At 71.2% G+C, this 19863-nt stretch carries 18 protein-coding genes; 14 read left to right on the forward strand and 4 right to left on the reverse strand.

Going from position 1 to position 19863, the window contains the following annotated elements; genetic code table 11:
• Nucleotides 1–32: 32 nt before the first annotated feature.
• From AB8O64_RS22545 to AB8O64_RS22595, 11 genes are all read left to right on the forward strand, one after another.
• Entirely contained in the window at nucleotides 33–1316 is a 1284-nt protein-coding gene (locus AB8O64_RS22545) for a DUF6716 putative glycosyltransferase (RefSeq protein ID WP_370423931.1), read from the forward strand.
• Between the two features lie 35 nt (nucleotides 1317–1351).
• The gene (locus AB8O64_RS22550; protein WP_370420988.1) at nucleotides 1352–2785 is read left to right on the forward strand and encodes a cytidylyltransferase domain-containing protein; all 1434 of its coding nucleotides are present in this window, start codon (nucleotides 1352–1354) and stop codon (nucleotides 2783–2785) included.
• Nucleotides 2786–2838: 53 nt separating this feature from the next.
• On the forward strand, nucleotides 2839–3792 hold the full coding sequence (locus AB8O64_RS22555) for an N-acetylneuraminate synthase family protein (RefSeq protein WP_356453421.1): 954 nt from the start codon (nucleotides 2839–2841) through the stop codon (nucleotides 3790–3792).
• A gap of 125 nt (nucleotides 3793–3917) precedes the next feature.
• The gene (locus tag AB8O64_RS22560; RefSeq protein ID WP_370423932.1) at nucleotides 3918–5069 is read left to right on the forward strand and encodes a hypothetical protein; all 1152 of its coding nucleotides are present in this window, start codon (nucleotides 3918–3920) and stop codon (nucleotides 5067–5069) included.
• An 86-nt stretch (nucleotides 5070–5155) separates the two neighbouring features.
• Nucleotides 5156–6400, forward strand: a complete 1245-nt coding sequence (locus AB8O64_RS22565) for an amidohydrolase (protein ID WP_356453506.1) — start codon at nucleotides 5156–5158, stop codon at nucleotides 6398–6400.
• A gap of 130 nt (nucleotides 6401–6530) precedes the next feature.
• Nucleotides 6531–7562, forward strand: a complete 1032-nt coding sequence (locus tag AB8O64_RS22570; protein ID WP_365377018.1) for a BMP family ABC transporter substrate-binding protein — start codon at nucleotides 6531–6533, stop codon at nucleotides 7560–7562.
• A gap of 207 nt (nucleotides 7563–7769) precedes the next feature.
• Nucleotides 7770–9407 (forward strand): ABC transporter ATP-binding protein, encoded by a 1638-nt coding sequence (locus AB8O64_RS22575; protein ID WP_356453505.1) that lies wholly within the window; start codon nucleotides 7770–7772, stop codon nucleotides 9405–9407.
• Nucleotides 9404–10516, forward strand: coding sequence for an ABC transporter permease (locus AB8O64_RS22580; protein WP_130879554.1), 1113 nt, complete (start codon nucleotides 9404–9406; stop codon nucleotides 10514–10516). The genes AB8O64_RS22575 and AB8O64_RS22580 overlap by 4 nt, the downstream gene beginning before the upstream one ends.
• The gene (locus AB8O64_RS22585) at nucleotides 10513–11799 is read left to right on the forward strand and encodes an ABC transporter permease (protein WP_356453419.1); all 1287 of its coding nucleotides are present in this window, start codon (nucleotides 10513–10515) and stop codon (nucleotides 11797–11799) included. Before AB8O64_RS22580 ends, AB8O64_RS22585 begins: the two co-directional genes overlap by 4 nt.
• Nucleotides 11800–11846: 47 nt before the next feature.
• The gene (locus AB8O64_RS22590; protein WP_370423934.1) at nucleotides 11847–12191 is read left to right on the forward strand and encodes a cytidine deaminase; all 345 of its coding nucleotides are present in this window, start codon (nucleotides 11847–11849) and stop codon (nucleotides 12189–12191) included.
• Nucleotides 12192–12292: 101 nt separating this feature from the next.
• Nucleotides 12293–13570, forward strand: coding sequence for a thymidine phosphorylase (locus AB8O64_RS22595; RefSeq protein ID WP_370420991.1), 1278 nt, complete (start codon nucleotides 12293–12295; stop codon nucleotides 13568–13570).
• Between the two features lie 73 nt (nucleotides 13571–13643).
• Here the strand turns inward: AB8O64_RS22595 and AB8O64_RS22600 are convergent, their stop codons facing one another.
• Entirely contained in the window at nucleotides 13644–14954 is a 1311-nt protein-coding gene (locus tag AB8O64_RS22600; protein ID WP_370420992.1) for an MFS transporter, read from the reverse strand.
• A gap of 62 nt (nucleotides 14955–15016) precedes the next feature.
• Here AB8O64_RS22600 and AB8O64_RS22605 point away from each other — a divergent pair, with 62 nt between their 5' ends.
• On the forward strand, nucleotides 15017–16027 hold the full coding sequence (locus AB8O64_RS22605; protein ID WP_370420993.1) for a LysR substrate-binding domain-containing protein: 1011 nt from the start codon (nucleotides 15017–15019) through the stop codon (nucleotides 16025–16027).
• A gap of 123 nt (nucleotides 16028–16150) precedes the next feature.
• Here AB8O64_RS22605 and AB8O64_RS22610 read toward each other — a convergent pair whose 3' ends face one another.
• Nucleotides 16151–16918 (reverse strand): alpha/beta hydrolase, encoded by a 768-nt coding sequence (locus AB8O64_RS22610; RefSeq protein ID WP_370420994.1) that lies wholly within the window; start codon nucleotides 16916–16918, stop codon nucleotides 16151–16153.
• A 103-nt stretch (nucleotides 16919–17021) separates the two neighbouring features.
• Between AB8O64_RS22610 and AB8O64_RS22615 the strand changes: the two genes are divergently transcribed.
• Nucleotides 17022–18188 (forward strand): adenosine deaminase, encoded by a 1167-nt coding sequence (locus AB8O64_RS22615; RefSeq protein ID WP_370420996.1) that lies wholly within the window; start codon nucleotides 17022–17024, stop codon nucleotides 18186–18188.
• Between the two features lie 137 nt (nucleotides 18189–18325).
• Nucleotides 18326–18712, forward strand: coding sequence for an ATP-binding protein (locus tag AB8O64_RS22620; protein WP_370420998.1), 387 nt, complete (start codon nucleotides 18326–18328; stop codon nucleotides 18710–18712).
• A gap of 223 nt (nucleotides 18713–18935) precedes the next feature.
• On the opposite strand, the gene AB8O64_RS22625 is transcribed toward AB8O64_RS22620, so the two are convergent.
• Both AB8O64_RS22625 and AB8O64_RS22630 read right to left on the reverse strand, forming a co-directional pair.
• Nucleotides 18936–19145, reverse strand: coding sequence for a PspC domain-containing protein (locus AB8O64_RS22625; protein ID WP_130879562.1), 210 nt, complete (start codon nucleotides 19143–19145; stop codon nucleotides 18936–18938).
• Between the two features lie 107 nt (nucleotides 19146–19252).
• Complete coding sequence (locus AB8O64_RS22630; protein ID WP_370423935.1) at nucleotides 19253–19807, reverse strand: VanZ family protein; 555 nt, start codon at nucleotides 19805–19807, stop codon at nucleotides 19253–19255.
• Nucleotides 19808–19863: the final 56 nt, after the last annotated feature.

Here is a 19863-nt window from a genome sequence, read left to right on the forward strand (position 1 = left end):
CACAACGAACCGAATCCCCGCCGCGCGTCGCCGTGCTCGCCGATTCCGACACCCGGTGGAAATGGGGTGCCCTCACCGCGCACCGCCTCGCCCCGGACGCCGCCCGGCTCGACGGCTATCTGCTGCGCGGGCGCGCCACGCCGACCGTCCGGCAGCTCGCCGAGGTCGGCGTGCGGGCGGACGCCCTGCGCGAGGTCACGGGGACCGAGTTCGTCCGGGCGATCGACCGCACGCGGTACGACCTCACCGTACTGGCCTGCGTCGGCGGCGCAGTCCAGGCCATGCTGCACGGCCTGGGCCGGGCCTGGGACGGCGCCGCAGCGCGGCCGGTCGTCGCCACCGGGTACGTGGGCGTCGTCTACGAGAAGCTCGCCGACGGACTGCTGTTGCGGCACGGCGCGGACGTGGTGCTTGCCAACTCCCGCCATGACGCGGAGCGGTTCCGCGAGGTGTACGCGGGCGTCGGCGTCTCGGGGGAGAGCGTCACGGAGTGCGCGCTGCCGTTCCTCGGCGGCGCACGGTACGCGGCCGAGGCCGCCTCGGAGGAACCCCGCACCGTGGTGTTCGCCGCCCAGCCCTCCGTCCCCGACAACCGGGCCGACCGCACGTACCTGCTGCGCCGCGCCGTCCGGCACGCCCGGCGGCACCCCGGCCGGGAGGTGCTCATCAAGCTGCGCAGCAAGCCCGGTGAGCACACCACGCACATCGAGGAACTCCCGTACCAGAAGCTGGCGGCCAAGCTGCCGGGCGGGCTGCCGCCCAACTGCCGCCTGGTCTACGGGCACATGGGCGAGGTCCTCGACCGGACCGACCTGCTCGTGACCGTCAGCTCCACGGCCGCCCTGGAATCCCTCCACCGGGGCATCCCGACCGCCGTCCTCACCGACCTCGGCATCCGCGAACCGCTCGGCAACCACCACTTCCTCGGCTCCGGCTGCCTCGCCTCCTGGGACCAACTCGACGCCGGGCACCTGCCGGTGGCCGACCCGGCGTGGACCGCCCGCCAGGGCGTCGCCGCGGACGGCTCGTACGCCACCGCCTTCGATGCGGCGCGGCGACGGATCACGGAGCTGGTCGCGGCGGACACGCTGCCCCCGCTCGCCCCGTACTACACGACCGAGACCGCCCCTCACTATCTGCCCGCCATCCTCGCCCGCCACGGCCTCGACCCGCAGGGCCGGCCGCTGCCCGGCGCCGCCCGGGAGCCCGGCGAGCCGAGCGCCGTGCGGCGCGCGGTGCGCGAGGCGGCGCGCGGCGCGTACCGCCACGGCGTCCAGCGCGTCGCCCCCGCCATCCGCCGGCTGGGGGAGCTGTGAGGGCCGGAACACCCCGCGACCGCAAGGAGACCGTCATGTCCGCCGCCCCGTCCGGACCCGCCGCCGTGCTGGCCGTCATCCCCGCCCGCGGGGGGTCCAAGGGCGTGCCCGCCAAGAACCTCGCCGCGGTCGGCGGCGTCCCGCTCGTCGCCCGCGCGGTACGGGCCTGCCGGGCGGCCCGCCTGGTCACCGATGTCGTGGTGTCCACCGACGACGCAGCCATCGCGGCCACCGCGCGCGGCGCGGGCGCGGTCGTGGTGCAGCGCCCCGCCGTGATCGCGGGCGACACCGCGACGAGCGAGGCGGCGGTGCTGCACGCGATGGACGCGTACGAGGCCATGCACGGCACCCGGGTCGGCACGGTCCTGCTGGTCCAGTGCACCAGCCCTTTCCTCACCGGCGAGGACATCGACGGCGTGGCCGCCGCGGTACTCGAACAGGGCGCCGACAGCGCGCTGACGGTGGCCCCCTTCCACGGCTTCGTGTGGCGGGAGGAGGACGGCTTCACAGCCGCGGTTCCGCTCGCGCGGGGCGATCGGCCCGCCGGGCAGGAGGCAGCCACGGACGCGCGGGGCGGCGCCGGGCCGGTGCCGGGGGATGAGCTCGCCGTGGTGCCCGCGTCTGCCGACGGGCGTGTCCCGGCATCGGCGGACGCCGGCGGACCCACACCTGTCCCGGCCACCGCCCGGGCCCTCCGCGCCCCGTCGCGGCCCGCGGCCACGCAATCCACGCCCCCCGCCGCCGGAGGCCACGGCGTCAACCACGACAAGTCCCACCGCCCCCGCCGTCAGGACCGCCCCCAGGACCTGCTGGAGACCGGTGCCGCGTACGCCATGCGCGCGGACGGGTTCCGCAGGGCCGGGCACCGGTTCTTCGGGCGGACCGAGCTCGTGCGGACCGACACCGCCCGCGTGCTGGAGATCGACGACCCGCACGATCTCGCGCGGGCCCGCGCGCTCGCCCCGCTGCTCGACACCCCCGGGACCGGCGCGCTGCCCACCCGCGACGACATCGACGCGGTCGTCCTCGACTTCGACGGCACCCAGACCGACGACCGGGTGCTGATCGACTCCGACGGGCGCGAACTCGTCGCCGTGCACCGCGGCGACGGACTCGGCGTCGCCGCCCTGCGGAAGGCGGGGCTGGCCCTGCTCGTCCTGTCCACCGAGGTGAACGCGGTCGTCGCCGCGCGGGGCCGCAAGCTGCGGGTGCCCGTGCTGCACGGCATCGACCGCAAGGACCTCGCGCTCAAGCAGTGGTGCGAGGAACACGCCGTCGCACCCGAACGCGTGCTCTACGTCGGCAACGACGTCAACGACCTGCCCTGCTTCGACCTCGTCGGCTGGCCCGTCGCGGTCGCCGACGCGCACGACGTCGTACGCGGCGCCGCCCGCGCCGTCACCTCCGCACCCGGCGGCCACGGCGCCGTCCGCGAGATCGCCTCCTGGCTCCTCGGCCCGTCCCTCTGACCGTTTCACCGAATCCCGCACACTCACCCGAAACCCGAAGGAAAACGGCCTCCATGAGCCCCACGCTGTCCACCGGCACCGTCCGGAACACCCGCATCCTCGGCGACAAGGCGGTCGGCCCCGGCCACCCCGTCTACATCACCGGTGAGATCGGCATCAACCACAACGGCGACCTGGAGAAGGCCTTCGCCCTCATCGACGCCGCCGCCGACGCCGGCTGCGACGCCGTCAAGTTCCAGAAGCGCACCCCCGACATCTGCACCCCGCGCGACCAGTGGGACATCGAGCGCGACACCCCGTGGGGGCGCATGACCTACATCGACTACCGCCACCGCGTCGAGTTCGGCGAGGAGGAGTACCGCAGGATCTCCGAGCACTGCGAGCGCCGCGGCATCGCCTGGTTCGCCTCCCCGTGGGACACCGAGGCCGTGGCCTTCCTGGAGAAGTTCGACGTCCCGGCCCACAAGGTCGCCTCCGCGTCGCTCACCGACGACGAGCTGCTGCGCACCCTGCGCGCCACCGGCCGGACCGTCATCCTGTCCACCGGGATGTCCACCCCGCAGCAGATCCGGCACGCCGTCGAGGTGCTCGGCAGCGAGAACATCGTGCTCTGCCACGCCACCTCCACCTACCCCGCCAAGGCGGAGGAGCTCAACCTCCGGGTGATCAACACCCTCCAGGCCGAGTACCCCAACGTGCCGATCGGCTACTCCGGCCACGAGACGGGCCTGCAGACCACCCTGGCCGCCGTCGCCCTCGGCGCCGGTTTCGTCGAGCGCCACATCACGCTCGACCGGGCCATGTGGGGCTCCGACCAGGCCGCGTCCGTCGAGCCCGGCGGGCTCCAGCGGCTCGTGCGCGACATCCGGGTGGTCGAGGAGTCGCTGGGCGACGGCGTCAAGAAGGTGTACGAGAGCGAGCTCGGTCCGATGAAGAAGCTGCGCCGGGTGCCGGGCGTCGTCGCCGAGGCCGCCGGGTCCGGTGACCGCAAGCCCGTAGCGGTCTGACGGCCACCACGGTGACCCCTTCCGAAGGGCCGGTCCCCGGCCCACCCCCGGAGGCGGCCCCGGCCGCCTCGCCCGGCCGCTTCCGGGGGCGCGGGCCCGCCGCCGAGCGGGTCACGGCACCGACGCTGGCCTTCGTCGAGAGCCCGGTCCAGCTGCTGAACGTCCTCGAATGGGCCCACCACCACACGGGTGCGGCCCGCCCGGACCACAGCCCGCTGTGCGACGGCGTACCGCGCCAGAGCTCAGGGCGGCACCCCGGCGAGTCGACGCCGCCCCTCCCGGACGACGCCGACGGTCTGCTCCTCGTCGTCCTCGCGCCGCACGACCCCATGACCCGGGGACAGCTGCGCCGGATGGCCGAACTGGCCCGGGAGCAGGGGTACCGGGTCCGCTGGGAGGAGGCACGGGGCGGCCCCGGGGCGCCCGCGCACACGATCGGGGGGCTCGCCGGGGCGCTGCGCAAGGCGCGTCGCGTCGTCATCGGCGATCCGTTCTCGCGGTACGTCCAGCTGCTGTTGATGATCACGCGGGCCCGGGAGCTGGTCGTGGTGGACGACGGCACGGCGACCATGGAGTTCGTCTCCCAACTCGCGCGCGGTGAACGCCTCGTGCGCTGGCACCGGCGCGGCGGCCGGGGGGCGCGCGATGTCGTCTTCGCGCCTGTGTCTGCTTCCGCGCGCCGGAAACTGACCCCGAACACCCGCCGAAGCGTCGAGGTGTTCACCTCGATGCCCGTCGAGGCACCCGCCGGGGTGACCGTCACGGCCAACGACTTCGCCTGGACCCGGGCCACGTTCGGCCCGCCCCGGCTCACCCGCGGCACGGACCTGGTCGGAACGTCCCTCGTCGAGACCGGTGTCGTGGACGCGGAGGCCTATCTGGAGGCCGTCGCCGCGCTGGCCCGCACCCACGGCGCCACCCGCTACTTCGCACACCGCCGCGAGCACACCGACAAGCTGCACCGCATCGGCGCCCGGCTCGGCCTGGAGGTGGTACGGCCCGAACTGCCGCTGGAACTGATCGCGCGCCGCGGCCCCATCGGGCGCACGGTGCTGAGCTTCCCCTCGACCGTGGTGCACACCCTGCCGCTCGCCCTCGCCGGCACCGGCGTCACCGTCGTGGTCTGCGACATCGACCCCGCGTGGCTCACGGACACCGCCTCGCCGCGCGCCGAGGGCTTCCTCTCCGGCGTCACCGACACGGCCCGCGATGTGCGCAGGCTGCCGTATGCCCCTCTTTCAACGACGCAGGCCGTAAATACGGGTCATACCCCATAGGGAACCCATCCATGCGGCTGAACTTTTCTTGATCGGGCGGCAGTTGCCCCATTCGGGGCTCTACCCTTCGCAGGGTGAACCATCTGATGCCTTGCGAAGCCGAGCCCGACACCGCCGATGGCGATCTGCCCGGCGCGCTGCCCTCGGGGCTGCGCGCCGAACTCATCAACTTCCGCCGGGACTTGCATATGCACCCCGAGCTGGGGAACCGCGAGTTCCGTACCACGGCGGCGGTCAAGGCGCGGCTGGAGAAAGCGGGGCTCAGACCCCGCACGCTGACCATGGGCACCGGGCTCATCTGTGACATCGGCCCGGACATCGACACCGGCACCGGGGCGTGGGCCGGCGCCGGGCGGCCGATGCTCGCGCTCCGCGCGGATCTCGACGCACTGCCCATCCCGGACACCAAGACGGTCCCGTACCGCTCGACCGTCCCCAAGATGGCGCACGCCTGTGGTCACGACGTGCACACCACCGCCGTCCTCGGCGCCGGTCTCGTCCTCGCCGAGCTGGCGGAGCGGGCCCTGCTGCCGCGCCCGGTACGGCTGATCTTCCAGCCCGCCGAGGAAGTGCTGCCCGGTGGCGCGCTCGACGCGATCGAGTTCGGGGCGCTGGACGGGGTGGGCCGGATCATCGCCGTGCACTGCGACCCCAAGGTCGAGGTCGGCCGGCTCGGGCTGCGGGCTGGCCCGATCACCTCCGCGTGCGACCGGCTGGAGGTCTCGCTGGACGGCCCCGGCGGCCACACCGCCCGGCCGCACTTCACCACCGACCTGGTCACGGCCGCCGCTCGGGTCGCCACCGACGTGCCCGCCCTGCTCGCCCGCCGGGTGGACGCCCGTTCGGGCCTGGCCGTCACCTGGGGACGGATGGAGGCGGGACACGCCTGCAACGTCATCCCGCAGCACGCGGAGCTGTCCGGAACTGTTCGCTGCCTGGATCTGAACGCCTGGCGGGACGCCCCCGACCTGGTGCACGCCGCGATCGACGAGGTCGCCACGATGCACCGCGCCAAGTCGGAGATCAATTACGTCCGGGGCGTGCCCCCGGTGGTCAACGACGCCGAGGTCACGGGCCTGCTGCGGCGGGCCATGACGGCCCGGCGGGGCACCTTCGCGATCGAGGACACCGAGCAGAGCCTGGGCGGCGAGGACTTCTCCTGGTACCTGGAGCGCGTGCCGGGGGCGATGGCCCGGCTCGGAGTGCGTCCCGTCGGCGATACGACCCGCCGTGACCTGCATTGCGGTGATTTCGACGTGGACGAGGGCGCGATCCAGGTCGCCGTGGAACTGTTCACCGCCGCCGCATTGCTGGATGGAGGGCGAATGTAGCCATTCGGGTCAAGACAGGTTCGCGACGATCCGATAACGGCTTTGAAGCACCCCTTTTATCTCCATCTACGCGCGTTACGATTCCCGCGAACCAGCGCCGACGGAGGCGCTTCGAGTGAAGGGGCCCCTCGTGCGCCGGGTATCCACAATCACTGTCGCGGGTTTTGCTACCGCGGCTCTCGCATTCTCTCTCACCGCCTGTGGCGAGTCCTCGACGGAGTCGGGTGGCAGCAAGGACAAGGGCATCGGCCTCGCGTTCGACGTCGGCGGCCGTGACGACCACTCCTTCAACGAGTCCGCCGCCCGTGGCGTGGACAAGGCGGAGAAGGAGCTGGGCGTCGGTGCCCGCATGCTGACCGCCAAGAACGGCGAGACCGAGGCCGAGCGCGAGCAGCGGCTGAACTCCCTCGCCGAGGCGGGTTACAACCCGGTCATCGGCGTGGGCTTCAACTACTCGAAGTCCATCGAGAAGGTCGCCAAGGACTTCCCGAAGACGACCTTCGCCGTCGTCGACTCGGTTGCCAAGGGCGACAATGTCGAGAGCATCACCTTCGGTGAGCACGAGGGTTCCTACCTCGCGGGTGTCGCCGCGGCGCTGAAGTCCAAGACCCACAAGGTCGGCTTCATCGGCGGTGTGAACAACGCACTGATCCAGAAGTTCCAGGCGGGCTTCGAGCAGGGTGCCAAGGCGGCCGACCCGAAGATCGAGGTCACCTCGCAGTACCTGTACCCGAACAACGACAAGGGCTTCAACGACCCGGCGGCCGCCAAGGACAAGGCCAAGGGCATGCTCGACTCGGGCATCGACGTGATCTACACCGCGGCCGGCCTCTCCGGCAACGGCTCGATCGAAGCCGTCGCGGGCCAGAAGGGTGCCTGGGCGATCGGCGTCGACTCCGACGCGTACCAGCAGCCGGGTCTCGCCAAGTACAAGGACTCGATCCTCACCTCGGTCGTCAAGAACGTCGACGTCGCGGTGTTCGACCTGGCCAAGAGCGTCAAGGACGGCAAGCCGCTGACCGGCCCGCACGCCTACCTGCTCAAGGACGGCGGCGTCTCGCTGGCCACCTCCGGTGGTCACATCGACGACATCAAGGCCAAGATCGAAGAGGCGAAGAAGAAGATCGCGGACGGTTCGGTCAAGGTCAAGACCTCTCCGTGATCCATGACCGGTTTCGACCGGTCCAGTAGGTCATGGGGCCCGGCACGAGAAGCGTTCTTCTCGTGCCGGGCCCGCGATGCGAGCCAACGCTACGCGCGTAGCGCGGCGTTGAACGCGGTAGCCTCGCCCCCGCTCAACCGGAGATCTTCCGGTAGCCCCGTCCTGCCGACCAGGCTTCCCCGCTCCCTTCCCCGAGGAGAGTGCGCCATCAAAGCGTCCAGTAGTACCGCACCCGCTGGTACCGCCCCCGCCGTAGAACTCGCGGGCATCACCAAGCGGTTCCCGGGTGTCGTGGCCAACCACGACATCCACCTGTCCGTCCGCCGCGGCACCGTCCACGCCCTCTGTGGTGAGAACGGCGCCGGCAAGTCGACCCTGATGAAGATCCTCTACGGCATGCAGAAGCCGGACGAGGGCACCATCACGCTCGACGGCGAGCAGGTCAGCCTGCACAGCCCCGGTGACGCCATCGCGCGCGGTATCGGCATGGTGCACCAGCACTTCATGCTCGCCGACTACCTCACCGTCCTGGAGAACGTGGTCCTCGGCGCCGAGAAGCTGCACGGCATCGGTGACAAGGCCCGCGCGAAGATCAAGGAGATCTCCGACGCGTACGGCCTGGGCGTGCGTCCCGACGTCCTCGTCGAGGACCTCGGCGTCGCCGACCGCCAGCGGGTGGAGATCCTCAAGGTCCTCTACCGCGGTGCGCGCACGCTGATCCTCGACGAGCCGACCGCCGTCCTGGTGCCCCAGGAGGTCGACGCCCTGTTCGACAACCTGCGCGAGCTCAAGGCCGAGGGCCTGACCGTCATCTTCATCTCGCACAAGCTCGGCGAGGTGCTCTCCGTCGCCGACGACATCACCGTCATCCGGCGCGGCACCACCGTCGCCTCCGTGGCCCCGAGTGAGACCACCCCCAAGCAGCTCGCGGAGCTGATGGTCGGCAGCGAGCTGCCCTCGCCCGAGACCCGGGAGTCGACGGTCACCGACACGCCGATGCTGAACGTCGAGGGGCTGCGGTTGTCCGCCACCGACCCCGACGGTGTCGTCCGCGCGGTGCTCGACGGCATCACCTTCACCATCCACAAGGGCGAAGTCCTCGGCCTCGCGGGTGTGGAGGGCAACGGCCAGGCCGAACTGGTCGAGGCCATCATGGGCATGCGGACCCCGAGCGAGGGCGTCGTGACCCTCGACGGCGCCGACATCACCAAGGCCCCGACCCGCAAGCGGCGCGAGGGCGGCATCGGCTACATCCCCGAGGACCGCCACCGGCACGGCCTGCTCCTCGAGGCCCCGCTGTGGGAGAACCGTATCCTCGGCCACGTCACGGAGAAGCCCAACAGCAAGGGCGGGCTCCTGGACAACAAGGCCGCCCGCACCGACACCGAGCGGATCGTCCGCGAGTACGACGTGCGCACCCCCGGTATCGAGGTCACCGCGGCCTCGCTGTCCGGCGGCAACCAGCAGAAGCTGATCGTCGGCCGCGAGATGAGCCACCAGCCGAAGCTCCTCATCGCCGCGCACCCCACCCGGGGCGTGGACGTCGGCGCGCAGGCGCAGATCTGGGACCAGATCCGCGAGGCGCGCCGCGAGGGCCTGGCGGTGCTGCTGATCTCCGCCGACCTGGACGAGCTCATCGGGCTCTCCGACACCCTGCGGGTCATGTTCCGCGGCCGTCTGGTCGCCGACGCGGACCCGGCCACCATCACCCCGGAGGAGTTGGGCTCGGCCATGACCGGCGCCGCAACCGGCCACCTTGAGCACGTCGAGGACGGCGGGGACGCCGCGACCGACACCGCCGCCGACAGCAACGACACACAGCGGGAAGGGGGCGATTCCGCATGAGCCTCACCAAGAAGTTCGACAAGGACAAGATCGTCCTGGGCTTCGCCGCCCCGGTCCTCGCGATCGTGGCCGCGCTGGTGATCACCTCGCTGATCATCGTCTCCACCGGCAAGGACCCGTTCCACGCCTACCAGGTCATGGTCGACTTCGGGTCGAAGAGCGACAGCCAGGTCTGGATCGTCAACAAGGCGACTCCGTACTACCTGGCCGCGCTGGCCGTCGCCATCGGCTTCCGGATGAACCTCTTCAACATCGGCGTCGACGGGCAGTACCGCATCGCGGCTTTCTTCGCCGCCGTCGTCGGTGGCGCGATGGCGCTGCCGGGCATCATCCAGATCCCGGTCATGATCCTCGTCGCGATGATCGTGGGTGCGATCTGGGCCGGTATCGCCGGTCTGCTGAAGACCACCCGCGGTGTCAGCGAGGTGATCAGCACCATCATGCTGAACGCCATCGGCGCCTCGCTGATCGGCTATCTGCTCCAGGACGGGCGGCTCGCGGAGAAGGAGGGCAACCTGATCCACACGCCCTACCTGCCCGACTCGGCCCACTTCTTCGAGATCCCGACCATGCCCAAGCCGATCTACGGCTTCGTCGTGATCGCGGCCCTCGCGGGCGTCGTCTACTGGTTCGGTCTGAACCGCACCCGGTTCGGCTTCGACCTGCGCACGGTCGGCCGCTCCGAGTCCGCGGCGCAGGCCAGCGGCGTCAACGTCAAGCGCATGGTGATCACCTCGATGGTGCTCTCCGGCGCGATGGCCGGCCTCGTCGGCATGCCGACCCTGCTCGGCGTCTCGTACAACTACGGCACCGACTTCCCCACCGGCATCGGCTTCACCGGCATCGCCATCGCGCTGCTGGGCCGTAACCACCCCATCGGCATGGCGCTCGGCGCCCTGCTCTGGGGCTTCCTGGACCGCACCGGCACGCAGCTCGAGTTCGAGGGCTACGCGCAGGAGATCGTCGGAGTGATCCAGGGCGTCATCGTCCTGTGCGTCGTCATCGCGTACGAGGTCGTGCGCCGGTACGGCCTCAAGATGCAGCAGCGCAAGGTCGGCGAGGAGCTCGCCGCCCAGGCCAAGAGCGACAAGGCGGAGGTTTCCGCGTGAGTACGACTTTCACCGACGCGCTTGCCAAGGGCCTGTCCGGCAAGAACAAGGGCGAGCGGCGCAAGCTCTCCTACCCCGTGATCCTGCTGCTCATCGCGGGCGGGCTGCTGGTGCTCTCCGTACTGCGGATGATCACCGGCGCGGAGGATCTGACCTCCTCCGGCCAGTTCAGCGGCGCCCTCGGCGCTGCCGTGCCGATCGGCCTCGCGGGCCTCGGCGGTCTGTGGGCCGAGCGCGCGGGCGTCGTCAACATCGGCCTCGAAGGCATGATGATGCTCGGCACCTTCAGCGCCGGCTGGATCGGCTGGCAGCACGGCCCCTGGGCCGCGGCGGCCGCCGGCATCCTCGGCGGCGCGCTCGGCGGCCTCGTGCACGCGCTGGCCACCGTCACCTTCGGCGTGGACCACATCATCTCCGGTGTGGCGATCAACATCCTGGCGCTCGGCGTCACGCAGTACCTCGCCAAGCTCTGGTTCGGCGCGGAGGGCAGCGAGGCCCAGCAGGCGGGCGGCAACGACAAACAGTCGCCGGTCATGGACAACATGCCGCACTTCTCGATCCCCGGTCTCTCCGACTGGCTGAACACGGTCGAGAAGAAGGACTGGTTCTTCGTCTCCGACCTCGCGGGCATCGTCGACGGCCTGGTCACCGACGTGTCCTGGCTGACGATCGTCGCGGGCGGCCTGTTCGTCCTCACGTTCTTCGTGCTGTGGCGCTCCTCCTTCGGTCTGCGCCTGCGGTCCTGCGGTGAGAGCCCGGTGGCGGCCGAGTCCCTCGGCGTCAACGTCTACAAGTACAAGTACGCGGCCGTGGTCGTCTCCGGCGGTCTCGCGGGCCTCGGTGGCGCGTTCCTCGCCATCGGCACGCACATGTACTCCGACGGCCAGACCGGCGGCCGCGGCTACATCGGTCTCGCCACGATGATCTCCGGCAACTGGCGGCCGGGCGGCGTCGCGATGAGCGCGGGTCTGTTCGGCTTCATGGACAGCCTCCAGCTGCGCTCCGGCGGCCCGACCGTCCACGCGCTGCTGCTGCTCGTCGCGGTGCTGCTGATCGGCTTCGCCGCCTGGCGGCTGCGGGCCGGCAAGACCCGGCCCGCGATCGTCAGCGCGGCCTTCGGTGTGGCGCTCATCGTCTGGTACACGATGACCAAGACCGTGCCGCTGGAGCTCGTCGACGCCACCCCGTACGTCGCCACGCTGCTCGTGCTGTCCTTCTCCGCGCAACGCCTGCGAATGCCGAAGGCCAACGGCAAGCCCTACCGGAAGGGTGAAGGAAAGTGACCTCTCCCATCGACTGGGAGAACCTGCGGACGCAGGCCCGGGACGCGATGTCCCGGGCCTACGCTCCGTACTCCGGTTTCCCCGTCGGCTCGGCGGCCCTCGTCGACGACGGGCGCACCGTCACCGGCTGCAACGTGGAGAACGCCGCCTACGGCGTGACCCTCTGCGCCGAGTGCGGCATGATCTCCGCTCTCATTTCCTCGGGTGGCGGCAGGCTCACCGCGTTCACCTGCTGCGACCGGCACGGCAACATCCTCATGCCGTGCGGCCGTTGCCGTCAGCTCCTGTGGGAGCACGGCGGCCCGGAGCTGGCCGTGGACACCGCCAAGGGGGTCCGCCCGCTCGCGGAGCTGCTGCCGGACGCGTTTGGGCCCTCCGACCTGAATCGATAAAGATGTCCTCAAGCGCCGGACGGGCTGATGTTCAGCCCGTCCGGGTCACTTTCCGGCCCCGGGAAGACTGAGGACGCACGAACCTTAAGGAAAATGTGCTGATGGACGCCATTTCCGTTATCCGCACCAAGCGTGACCGCGGCCGACTGACCGACGCGCAGATCGACTGGGTCATCGACGCGTACACCCGCGGCGAGGTCGCCGACGAGCAGATGTCCTCGCTCGCGATGGCGATCCTGCTCAACGGCATGGACCGCGCGGAGATCGCCCGCTGGACCGCCGCGATGATCAAATCGGGCGAGCGCATGGACTTCTCCTCGCTGCCCGTCCCGACCTCGGACAAGCACTCCACCGGCGGCGTCGGCGACAAGATCACCCTGCCGCTGGCCCCGCTCGTCGCCGCCTGCGGCGCGGCCGTGCCGCAGCTTTCCGGCCGCGGCCTCGGCCACACCGGTGGCACGCTCGACAAGCTGGAGTCCATCCCCGGCTGGCGCGCGCTGCTCTCCAATGACGAGATGATGGACGTCCTGCGCAACGTCGGCTCCGTCATCTGCGCGGCGGGCGACGGCCTCGCCCCCGCCGACAAGAAGCTCTACGCGCTGCGCGACGTGACCGGCACGGTCGAGGCGATCCCGCTGATCGCCTCGTCCATCATGTCGAAGAAGATCGCCGAGGGTACGGGCTCGCTCGTCCTGGACGTCAAGGTCGGCTCCGGCGCCTTCATGAAGAACCTCGCCGACGCCCGTGAGCTGGCCTCCACCATGGTGGGCCTGGGCACGGACCACGGGGTGAAGACCGTCGCGCTGCTCACCGACATGTCGACCCCGCTCGGCCTGACCGCGGGCAACGCCCTCGAGGTCCGCGAGTCCGTCGAGGTCCTCGCGGGCGGCGGCCCGGCCGATGTCGTCGAGCTGACCGTCGCACTGGCCCGCGAGATGCTCGTCGCGGCCGGTCTGCCCGACGCCGATCCGGCCAAGGCCCTCGCGGACGGCTCCGCGATGGATCACTGGCGTCGCATGATCATCGCGCAGGGCGGCGACCCGGACGCGGCCCTGCCGGTCGCCCGCGAGCAGCACGTCGTGACGGCCGCCGAGTCCGGTGTCCTCACCAAGCTCGACGCCTACGCCGTCGGCGTCTCCGCCTGGCGCCTGGGCGCCGGCCGCGCGCGCAAGGAGGACCCGGTCCAGTTCGGTGCGGGCATCGAGCTGCACGCCAAGCCGGGCGACACGGTCACGGCGGGCCAGCCGCTGATGACCCTGCACACCGACACGCCGGAGAAGTTCGACTACGCCCTCCAGGCCCTGGAAGGCGCCGCGGACTACGCCCCGGCCGGCACGGAGTTCACCGCGAACCCGATCGTGCTGGACCGCATCGCGTAACCGCCGTCGGTTGCCCGGACGGGCTTGATGTGGCTGAGCTCAGCCACATCAAGCCCGTCCGGCATTTGAGGCCTCAGCGGCGGGCCGCCACGATCATCCGCTGCTCGGCGAGAGCCTTACGCGTGGCGTAGAGGGTGATGGACGCCGCGCTCACCATGGCCACCAGACCCAGCACCACCGTGCCGTCCCAGCCGCCCCAGTTGTAGGCGAGGGCGCCCACCGTGCCGCCCAGCGAGCTGCCCAGGTAGTACGCCGTCTGATAGAGCGCCGACGCCTGCGCCCGGCCCGTCTTGGCCGCGCGGCTCACCGAGGACGAGGCCACCGCGTGGCCCGCGAAGAAACCCGCCGTGATGAGGACCAGGCCGAGCAGTACGGCCCCCAGCGACTCGGACAGGGACAGCAGCAGTCCGGCCGTCGTCGTGCCCACCGCCAGATACAGCGCACCCCGGCGGCCCAGCCGGCCGACGAGCTTTCCGGCCGCCGCCGAGGAGACGGTACCGACCAGATAGACCAGGAAGATCGAACCGACGACACCCTGCGGCAGCGAGAACGGCGCCTCGACCAGCCGGTAGCCGATGACCGTGTAGACCGCGCCGAAGACGGTCATGAACAGCGCGCCGATCGCGTACAGCCGGCGCAGCAGCGGATCGGAGAGGTGACCGCCGACCGTACGGGCCAGGGCGCGCGGCGAGACGTTGGCCGGCGTGAAGTGCCGGGCCTTCGGGATCAGCAGCCGGAAGACGACCGCGCACACCATGGCCATCAGCCCGACCGCGGCGAGCCCGGCCCGCCAGCCCCAGGCCTGGGCCACCCAGCCGGTGACGATCCGTCCGGACATGCCACCGATGGCGTTGCCCGCGACGAACAGCCCGATCGCACCGACCAGCGCCTTCGGCCGCACCTCCTCCGCCAGGAACGCCATCGCCGAGGCGGGCAGTCCGGCCAGCGCCACGCCCTGCACGGCGCGCAGCGCGATCAGCCAGCCGAGGTCCGGGGCGAACGGCACGAGCAGCGACACGAACGCGGCCACACAGAGCGCGGCCGTCATCATCGCGCGGCGCCCGAAGCGCTCGGAGAGTGCGCTCAGCGGGACGACGGCGACGGCGAGCGCGCCCGTCGCGGCGGACACGGTCCAGCTCGCCTGATCCGGCGTCACCCCGAGGTCGGCGGAGATCGCGGGCAGGAGGGCCTGCGTGGAGTAGAGGAGCGCGAAGGTGGCGACACCGGCGGCGAAGAGCGCGAAGCTCATCCGGCGGTAGCCGGGCCCGCCGGGAGCCAGCTTGGTGTCGCAGGGCGAGGAGGGAGAGACAGGAGTCGGGGACGACGAGGCAGAGGCATCCGGACGCGTGATCACGTCGGATGCCCCGGTATCCGCAGGAGGCATGTACCGACCGTATGCACGCACCGCTCATGCGTCCAATGCACAAAATCGCGATAATCGTTCCCATGCAGCATCAGCGCAGGTCAGCCAGGGCTCTGTCACCAAGTGGCAACACGAGAGTTACCAAGAATTTTGACATCCCGGTAACACCCGACACACCTGACATCGAGGTGGATTCCTGGGCGGTCACCCTCACCCCGCGCCTCGCGCAGTTCGTGGCCGTCGCCCGCCACGAGCACGTCACCCGGGCCGCGCAGCAGCTGGCCATGCCGCAGTCCACCCTCAGCCGCGCGATGGCCCGCCTCGAACACGACCTGGGCGTCGCCCTGTTCGCCCGGCACGGCCGCACCGTCTCCCTCACTGCCGCCGGCCGCACCTTCCTCGTCTCCGTCGAGCGTGCCCTGTCGGAGGTCGACCGCGCCGCCGAGTCCGTACGGGCCGATGCCGACCCGGCGGCCGGCAAGGTCGCCTTCGGCTTTCTGCACACCCTCGGCCCCGAGACCGTCCCCGGTCTCATCCGCGCCTTCCGCGTCGATCACCCGCGCGTACGGTTCCAGCTCGTGCAGAACTACGGCGAGGCCATGCTCGAACGCCTGCGCACCGGCGACCTCGATCTGTGTCTGACCTCGCCCGTGCCCGATGCCCCCGATCTGGTCGCCCGCCGCCTCGACGAGCAGAAGCTCCGGCTCGTCGTCCCCGAGGACCACCCGCTGGCCGCCCGCAAGCGCGTCCGGCTCGCCGAGGCCGCCGCCGAACTCTTCGTCACCCTCGAACCGGGCTACGGGCTGCGCCGGATCACCGACGCGGTCTGTGCCGAGGCGGGCTTCACCCCGAAGGTCGCCTTCGAGGGCGAGGAGGCCGAGACGCTCCGCGGCCTGGTGGCCGCGGGCCTCGGCGTCGCGCTGCTGCCACCCCCGGCCGTCCCCCGCCCCGGGGTCGTGGAGCTGACCGTCACCGCCCCGCGCGCGTTCCGCGAGATCGGTGTGGCCTGGCTCGACGGGCATCCCGACACCCCGCCCGTGGCGGCCTTCAAGAAGTTCCTGCTGTCACGGCGCGGGCAGTTGCTGCACGGTTGACGGCCTTCGGGGCTCCGCCCCGGACCCCGGTCCTCAAGCGCCGGACGGGCTGGAAATCCAGCCCGTCCGGCGCTTGAGGACGTAGGACAACAGGCCCGTCCGGTCTTTGCGGACCCACGACGCTCAGTGCCCCAAAGACTCCCCGAAGCCGCAGGCCAACGGCATGCGCAAACCCAGCGGCGGCGGCGCCGCCAGCGCGTCGGCCAGCGGCCGGGCGTAGTGGTGGCCGAACAGCGCACCCCGTACGAAGTCCGCCGCGAGCGCCAGCACTTCGGACCGGTGCTGCCGCAGGTCGTGACCGTCGGAGTGGACCTCGAACCGGCAGGTGTCGCGGTTGACCTTCTTGGCCCGCTCGGCGAGCCGGTAGGAGAGGTCGGGGTCGGTGCGCTGGTCGTCGGTGCCGTGGACGAGCAGCACCGTGCGGCCGCTGAGCTGCCGGACGGGGTCGGGGTCGATGACCGCCTCGGGCTCCGGCAGCCAGGGGGAGAGCGCCAGCACCGACGTCACCGCCGTGTGCCCGGCGGCGCACAACGCGGCGCGCGCCCCCATGCCCGTACCGATCAGGACGACCGGCACGTCGCCGTAGCGCCGCACGACCTCGTCCGCGGCCCACTCCGCGTCCCGCACCGGGTGGGCCGCGGCGCCGTTCCAGCCGCGGTAGCGGTAGCGCACCACATGGGTGACCAGTCCCTCCGTCTCACCCGCCCGGGTCAGCCGGCGAGCCAGCGGGCGCTGCGCGGCGAGCGTCAGGGGGGAGGGGCGCCGGGTCCCGGCGGCCCGGCCGCCGGGGAGCAGTAGGGCCACACCGTGCACGGTGTGCCCGGCACCGAGCGGTTTTCCGAGGCGGACCGTTCTCTCCGGGTCCCGCTGCGGCAACGCTTGCTGAGCCATGGCAGAAACCATGGCAGAAGGCCGGGTGGTGTCCACCCCGCCGACGGGTCACCTTTCCGTATCGTTCGCCGCCATCTACGCGCGTAGGGGCTAGAGTGCCGAGATGACGAGCGAGACCACCTCACAGCCCACCCCCGATCAGATCCGGCGCGCGCCCAAGGTGCTGCTCCACGACCACCTGGACGGCGGCCTGCGCCCCGGCACCGTCGTCGATCTCGCTCGCGAGATCGGCTACACCAACCTCCCCGAGACCGACCCGGACAAGCTGGGCGTCTGGTTCCGGGAGGCGGCCGACTCCGGTTCGCTGGAGCGCTATCTGGAGACGTTCGCGCACACCTGTGCCGTCATGCAGACCCGCGAGGCCCTGTTCCGGGTGGCCGCCGAGTGCGCCGAGGACCTGGCCGAGGACGGTGTCGTCTACGCCGAGGTGCGCTACGCCCCCGAGCAGCACCTGGAGCGCGGGCTCACCCTCGAAGAGGTCGTCGAGGCCGTGAACGAGGGCTTCCGCGAGGGCGAGCGCCGGGCCAAGGCCAACGGTCACCGCATCCGCGTCGGCGCGCTGCTCACCGCCATGCGGCACGCCGCCCGTGCGCTGGAGATCGCCGAACTCGCCAACCGCTACCGCGACAGCGGCGTGGCCGGCTTCGACATCGCGGGCGCGGAGGCGGGCTTCCCGCCCACCCGTCACCTGGACGCGTTCGAGTACCTCAAGCGCGAGAACAACCACTTCACGATCCACGCGGGCGAGGCCTTCGGTCTGCCGTCCATCTGGCAGGCCCTGCAGTGGTGCGGCGCCGACCGGCTCGGCCACGGCGTGCGCATCATCGACGACATCCAGGTCGCCGAGGACGGCACGGTCACGCTCGGCCGGCTGGCGTCGTACGTCCGGGACAAGCGCATTCCGCTGGAGATGTGCCCGACCTCGAACCTCCAGACCGCCGCCGCGAGCTCGTACGAGGACCATCCGATCGGTCTTCTGCGGAAGTTGCATTTCCGTCTGACGGTGAATACGGATAATCGTCTGATGAGCGGCACCAGCATGAGCGTCGAATTCGAGCACCTGGTCAAGGCGTTCGGCTATTCCCTCGACGACATGCAGTGGTTCACCGTCAACGCGATGAAGTCCGCGTTCATCCCATTCGATGAACGTCTGGCCATGATCAATGACGTGATCAAGCCGGGTTACGCGGAGCTGCGGTCGGAGTGGCTGTTCCGCCAGACGGCCGCCGCGACCGCTGTGACCAGCAATTCCGACTCCACCGAGGGCTGACGGTCCATCAGCGTCGAATACAGTGAAAACGGCCGGGACTTCAATGTCCCGGCCGTGTCATTGTTTGCGGGCTCCCCGGACTCGTGACTAGGTTGCAGTGCCGCTCAAAATCCCCCCGTCACGAGGACAGATTTCTGATGAAGCAGGGAACCATCAAGACGCTCGGCGTCGCCGCCGTCGGTGCCGCCTTCGCCGTCACGGCGGCGGGCACCGCCTCCGCGGCCGGTACCGCCGGAACTCTCGAGTCGGTCAGCACCACCGCCCAGGGCACCATGGCGGGCCTCCCCGTCGAGCAGGTCGCCAATCTGGCTCCGGCCGGGGGCCCGGTCGTCTCCGCCGTGAACCGGGCCATCGCCACCGGTGTCGTGACGAGCGCCGCCAAGGCCGTCGACACCGCGGCGGCCCCCCACCTCCTGCCGACCGACACCAAGGGCAACGGCGGTCTGCTCGGCGGCCTGCAGCCCGGCGCCCTCGCCGGCAAGCTGCCCACCAAGGGCCTCCCGGTCGGCGGCCTCACCGGCTGAGGCCCGTAGCGCGCGACGAGCGGGCCGCGCCCCCGTAAGGGGTGCGCGGCCCGCCGTGCGTGTGAGAACGCTGTGGGATGTCCGGGAGGCGCCCAGCGGGCTGGAATCGGCTGAGCTCAGCCGGAATCAGCCTGTCCGGCGTTTGAGGACGCGCCCGCAGGGCGCCCGCCGCCGCAGGCGGCACGGACGGCCATCGGCGACGATCCAAGGAACAGACCGTAGGTCACCACGCGGTGGCCTCGCTGTGCGCCTTCTCGCTCGGCAGCAGCAGCCACAGCGCCAGATAGAGCACGAACTGCGGGCCGGGAAGCAGGCACGAGACCAGGAAGATCACCCGCATCGTCGTCCGGGAGACGCCGAAGCGCTGTGCCAGACCCGCGCAGACACCGGCGATCATCCTGTTGTTCCGGGGGCGGACCAGCGGAGCGGACATGGTGGCGACTCCTCGTCGTCGGTGCGGCGACGCGATGGTGACGCGGCGGCCGCGGGGGTTTCCCTGATGACTCCACGCTACGACCGCGCCCCGGGCAAAGCGTCACTCTAAGGGGCGATACCGACCCTGGGGATCGTCGGGGTCATACCCTGAGTCACCTCATCCCGGCGGAGGGCTTTGCGGGGCCGCACCTCACCCCCGCGACGGAGCCGGGCCCGGAGGGCCGGGACCACCGCCAGATGCGCGAGGGCCACGCCCGTCACGTTCAGCAACAACGCGTCCGCGTTGAGCACCTGGCCCACGACGCCGCTCTGCACCACCTGGAGCACCAGCGCGATCATCGCGCTGGTGAACACCGTGCGGGTCAGCGACCCCAGCGACGACACCGCCAGCCGGCCGCGGGCCCACGGCAGCAGCACGCCCAGCGGCGCGAACGTCAGCACCATCGCGCCGATCGCCCGGGCCGCGTCCCACGGCGCCAGCGCCAGGTCGGCGCGGATGGTGGCCAGCGGCTCGACCTGCGCGGCGGTCACCCACGGCGCGGTCAGCGGGCGCAGGGCCAGCCAGCCGACGACGAGAAGGTGGACGGCCAGAAGGACGCAGCCCGCGACGCGGTAGCGGTATCGGAGGGCGGTCGTACCGCCGTAACCATGACCCTGCACGCCCCACAGGACGCGGCGCGCGCCCCGCGCGGTTCCGCCGGTCGGCAACGGAGCGT

The sequence above is a fragment of the Streptomyces sp. QH1-20 genome, assembly GCF_041283565.1.
Lineage (GTDB): Bacteria > Actinomycetota > Actinomycetes > Streptomycetales > Streptomycetaceae > Streptomyces > Streptomyces syringius.